We start from the raw sequence: 4,775 nt of genomic DNA, 5'->3' as shown, positions 1-4,775 counted from the left end.
GAACGCTTAGCGCGGTGCTTCGCGCGCGCCATCTTGAACAGGTAGGCCGGGGTCGGCGGGATCCAGCCAAGTTGCCTGGCCATCCCGAGATCGTCGCGGTTATCCCAGTGCTCGACGATCATGCCATCTTCGATCCGGAACCAGTGGGACTGGGTCGCCGCGAAGGTCTTGTTCGTCGGCGGGAAGACCGTGTCCACCGCGCCGTCGGCGGTGTATACGGCCCATGGGGCGATGTGGCGCCCGTTCATCGTCGAGTTCACCGCGACCAGGTTGCCGTCGGCGATGGCGTGGTGGACGTCGTGGTGCGGGCCGGCAAACGTGGCGTCGTAGGCGATCATTCGTCCAGCAGTGCCCGGAGGGTCCGGGCGTTACGCACCGCATTCGCGTCTGCGTCGTTGTTGAAGTACACGAATACGTCCTGGGCGGCTCGGTCCCATTCGCCGATCCGGTCGGCCCACCAGCGCAGGTCGGCGTCGGGGTAGGAGCCCGCGTACAGGTGCTGGCGGTCCGGGCCGTGCATTCGGATGTAGACGAAGTCGGTGGTGGCGCGCAGCACGCACGGCAGGCTGGCGCCGCTCATCACGCAGTAAGCTGCGCGGTGTGCGGCGAGCAGCGTGAAGACCTCCTCGCAGTGCCAGCTCGGGTGCCGGAACTCCACCGCGACGCGCATCCAGCCCGGGACCCGCGCGAGGAAGTAGCCTAGGCGGTCGTCGTCGCGGGCCTGGGCGGGCGCCAGCTGCACCAGCAGCACCGCCCGGCGGCCGTCCAGCTCGTGCCAGCCCGCTGCGATGCGCTCCAGCCAGGTCTCCGGCCCGTACAGCTTGCGCGCGTGGGTCAGGCCTCGCGGCGCCTTGACCGAGAGCCGGAAGCCGTCCGGCAGGCGGCGCCGCCAGCTGGCGAACGCCGCCGGCCCCGGCCAGCGGTAGAAGCTGCTGTTCAGCTCGGCGGTGGTGAAGGCTTGCGTATACCGGGCGAGCCGGTCGCGGGCGGGCAGGCCGGGCGGGTAGAGCTCAGGGTGCCAGTGATCGTAACTCCAGCCCGAGGTGCCAATCCAGGCGGCCACGACGGCGTCAGGCCGTGCGGACCCTGCGGGACCCGCGGCGCCCGGTGAACAGCAGCAGCGCCACTACCAGCGCGCCGAGGCCGGGGAGAACGAACTCGGCGGGGCCGCCGAGGTCCCGCGCCAGCTGGCGGCGGCGCCCGTCCCGGAATCCGGCGTCCCCCAGGAGATGATGATTTTCGAGTTCTGCTGTCAGCATCAGCGGGCACACTTCCTTTGGCTAGCGGCGTTCCTGCGGCAGGCGCCCCGTTCGCCTCGCATGCCGGCCCGCACGGCGTTCTCGGTGCCGGCCATCCGGCGCAGGTCAGCGGGGCCGGGTGGCAGCCTGCGGGCAAGGCCCCGCAGCCCTGGCACCGGCAGCGTCATCAGTCCCGCTCCCAGGGGGCGGTCTCGCCCATTTTCTTGTAGTACTTCGCGAGGTGGTTCTTGACCCGGGTGATGTCGGGTTCCGGGAGGTCGATGCCTCCGCGGGAGCCCTGCATGATGTTGCCTGCCGCCATGATCGCCCGGGGCACGGCGACCTGCCGGCCGTTGGCGATGTCGGTGAACAGCAGCTTGTAGGCGGTGAAGTTCTGCTTGCTGCCGGCGTCGTACCAGATGTGCGCGTCGCGATATCTGGGGGTGGGCTTGTCTTGCGCGTCGGCCCAGGCGCGTACGCGTTTCTCGGCCGCTGCGCCGTCCCATTCGCGGTCCCGGGGGGCGAGTGGGAAGTCGTGGAAGGTGGTGACTGCCATGTCGCGTCCTTTCCGGTTGCGGGAGTGGAGCGTTACAGGATGGGCTTGCCGCCGGTGACGGCGACCCGGGCGCCGGAGACATAGCTTGCCTCGTCGGAGGCGAGCATCACGTACACCGGAGCGACCTCTGCCGGCTGTCCCGGGCGGCCGAGCGCGGACGAGGAGCCGAAACTCTCCACGTGCTCCGCGGGCATGGTCGAGGGAATGAGCGGGGTCCAGACGGGACCTGGTGCGACGCTGTTGGCGCGGATGCCGCGCGGCGCGAGGAGCTGAGCAAGCGCCGCGGTCATATTGGCGATGCCCGCCTTCGTCACGTCGTAGGGCAGCAGGGCGGGCGTGGGCGAGTCGGAGTTGACCGAGCTGGTCCCGATGATCGACGCTCCCGCTCGCATGTGCGGCAGCGCGGCCTTGGTCAGGTAGAAGAACGCGCTGAGGTTCACGGCGAGAGTCCGGTCCCACTCCGCGTCCGAGATGTCCTCGAGCTTGTCGTGCGTCATCTGCTGCGCCGCGTTACTGACCAGGACATCGACCCGTCCGAACTCCGCGACGGCGGCGTCGATGACCGCGCGGCAGTGCTCCGCGCTGGCCAGGTCGCCCGGCACGAGCACCGCCTTGCGGCCGGCCTGCTCTACCCAGCGGGCGGTCGCCCGCGCGTCCTCGTGCTCATCAAGGTAGGAGATGAGCACGTCGGCGCCTTCCCGGGCGAACGCGATGGCTACGGCCCGGCCGATGCCGCTGTCCGCGCCGGTGATCACGGCGGCCTTGCCGGCCAGCCGTCCCGACCCCCGGTAGCTCTCCTCACCGTGATCCGGCCGCGGGTTCATCTCGCCGGTCCGGCCCGGCGGTTCCTGCTGCTGCGCTGGCTGGTTCATGACTTCCCTCCTGCGGCGGCCGAAGTCCGCCCCGTGGCTGGCACGAGCGGGCCCGTCCCGTTGTTACCGATCCAGCGGGCTCCCCGAGCCCTGCCAGGCGTCCCTGGATTCCGCGTCGGCGGAATCTTCCGCGCGCGGGTGAAGCGTGTCCCCGGCAGGGACCTCCCCGGGGCCACCGGCTCGTCGCGTCGCGGTGCCACGCTGCGGCCGGCGCCGACGTGCATTCCGCCCTCGAATGTCCCGCGGAGCCGTTCCCCGTGCGCGCGTCCCTGGTACGGCTTGCGCGCCGTCAGCTCCACGCTGCCTAGCCAGACGGCGAGCCCGGCGACGGCAACTGCAACGATGATCCAGATCGCGGTCGCTGATCCGCTCGTGTCGCGCCTCCTTGTTCCGTTCCGTCCCGATCAACTGCCAGCGGAAGCCGTCCCTAAACACGGCAACCGAACGCTGCCGGCAATTCCGGGCGGGTGCCGCGTTTCACTGTCCGCAATGCTGCGCCCGTATCTCGCCTGCCGCCCCTTGGCTACGTCCCCTTTACGCTCCCGCCACCATGCCGCCGCTGACCAGAAGTTGCAGCTCCCCCAGCGTGACGGCGTGGCCGGGCAAACATGGTCCCGCACAGCAACCTGGCCCGCTAGCCGCGCTTTCCCGGCTGACGGCCGGGATAACAGCGGCTGCCTAGGGCAGTGCAGGCGTCATGGATGCGATAACCCTGCTCAAGGACGACCACAAGACCGTGGAGAGTCTGTTCAAACAGTTCGAGAAGGCCGGCGAACGTGCGGTCAAGACCAAGCGACAGCTCGCCGACCAGATGATCAAAGAGCTGACCACCCACGCCTACATCGAAGAGACCCTCTTCTATCCCGCGGCGCGCAAGGCCGCGCCAGACACCGCCGGTCACGTGCTGGAGAGCATCGAGGAACATCACGTGGTCGTCTGGATGCTGTCCGAGCTCGCCGGGATGGACCCGGCCGACGAACGGTTCACCGCGAAGGTCACCGTCTTGATCGAGAACGTCCGCCACCACGTCAAGGAAGAAGAACAGGACTGGTTCCCGCAGGTCCGCAAGGCGATGGGCAGCAAGGCCCTGCGCCAGCTCGGCGAGGAACTGGCTGCCGCGAAATCCAGGGCACCTTCGGACCCGCTGAAGAACATCAGCGCCACGGCCTAGCCGGCTCGCCGGCGGCCTGCCCCGGATCGCACGGTTCCCGAGCGGGTGTCATTCGCCTCGTACCTGCCGCAGCGTCGCAGTTCCCGGCGGGGCAGGGGGGAAGTCCGCGTCGATGACATGGCGGGCGACGTCGGTGAGCCGCTGGTTGGCGGTGCGGGCCTGCTCGCTCCGACGCGGCTCGCGCTGTCCTGGCTCATCGCTGGCGGCCTCCGTCCGGCAGTCCTAAATGCGGGGTGGGGTTGGCCGTCAGTACGGCCTCGAACGCCGCCACCGTACGACGGACTCGGTCGACGTCTCCAGTCGCGATGCCGCGCTTGAGCAAGCGCGAGGCCCCGTCCGTGTACGCGGTACTGCTCACGGCCACGACATCATCCGTTTTGTCGCTGGCATGGCTCTGCGCGCTAGCGCTTGGACTGGAGGCCCTAGACCGGCTTGGCTGCAGAGGTACTGAGTCCTTTGAGGATTACTCAGATCCAGTACTTCGATTAGGAGCCCCAACCCGCGTAGCTACTCAGCCACGACCCTGCCCGGGGTGACGCCCATGACCTCGGCGAGCTGGGCCTGTAGCGAAAATCGGTTACCAGGCGCCCGCCAGCCGGGCTGGCGACTCGCAACGCTCCGGGTTTCACAGACACGGGTATAACCTCACCAACCCCGTGGCAGCTCGAAAACCTCTGAACTGACCCAATGGTTAGTTCGTTCGGGAATCTGGCAGTGTGGTGGATCATGGAGACACGGCGCTACGGAATGCTGCCCGCGGACGTTTACCGGCTGACCGGGGTCGCGGAACCGCACATCTCACCAGACGGGACGCGAGTTGCCTACCAGGTGTGGTGGGTTGACGAGGAAGAGAACTCGTACCGAGGCGCGATCTGGTCTGCGGCGCTGCGCGGGCCGGCGTCGGACGGCGGCGCGCCGCCGCGCCGGCTCACCTGGAG

Annotated in this window: 7 protein-coding genes; 2 read left to right on the top strand and 5 right to left on the bottom strand. The window is 69.0% G+C overall.

Annotated features, from left to right (window positions below; all coding sequences use genetic code 11):
* The 5 genes from WA805_RS02445 to WA805_RS02425 all read right to left on the bottom strand — a co-directional run.
* Positions 1 to 338: ester cyclase (locus WA805_RS02445; RefSeq protein ID WP_422325491.1), on the bottom strand; the 338-nt coding region annotated here is incomplete at its 3' end.
* Positions 335 to 1,063 (bottom strand): DUF72 domain-containing protein, encoded by a 729-nt coding sequence (locus WA805_RS02440; RefSeq protein ID WP_422279345.1) that lies wholly within the window; start codon positions 1,061 to 1,063, stop codon positions 335 to 337. The genes WA805_RS02445 and WA805_RS02440, both read right to left, overlap by 4 nt.
* Before the next feature lie 7 nt (positions 1,064 to 1,070).
* Positions 1,071 to 1,259, bottom strand: coding sequence for a hypothetical protein (locus tag WA805_RS02435; protein ID WP_422279347.1), 189 nt, complete (start codon positions 1,257 to 1,259; stop codon positions 1,071 to 1,073).
* Between the two features lie 166 nt (positions 1,260 to 1,425).
* Positions 1,426 to 1,794 carry a hypothetical protein gene (locus tag WA805_RS02430; protein WP_422279349.1) on the bottom strand — a complete coding sequence of 123 codons (369 nt, stop codon included), beginning with the start codon at positions 1,792 to 1,794 and terminating at the stop codon, positions 1,426 to 1,428.
* Positions 1,795 to 1,826: 32 nt separating this feature from the next.
* The gene (locus WA805_RS02425) at positions 1,827 to 2,666 is read right to left on the bottom strand and encodes an SDR family oxidoreductase (RefSeq protein WP_422285560.1); all 840 of its coding nucleotides are present in this window, start codon (positions 2,664 to 2,666) and stop codon (positions 1,827 to 1,829) included.
* A 697-nt stretch (positions 2,667 to 3,363) separates the two neighbouring features.
* Here WA805_RS02425 and WA805_RS02420 point away from each other — a divergent pair.
* Positions 3,364 to 3,837: a hemerythrin domain-containing protein gene (locus WA805_RS02420; protein ID WP_422279353.1), complete on the top strand. Its 474-nt coding sequence runs from the start codon at positions 3,364 to 3,366 to the stop codon at positions 3,835 to 3,837.
* A 726-nt stretch (positions 3,838 to 4,563) separates the two neighbouring features.
* On the top strand, positions 4,564 to 4,775 hold a 212-nt coding region (locus WA805_RS02415), incomplete at its 3' end, for a hypothetical protein (RefSeq protein ID WP_425241548.1).

The organism is Trebonia sp., from assembly GCF_049794275.1.
Lineage (GTDB): Bacteria > Actinomycetota > Actinomycetes > Streptosporangiales > Streptosporangiaceae > Trebonia.
This window is presented reverse-complemented; position numbering and strand designations above follow the sequence as displayed.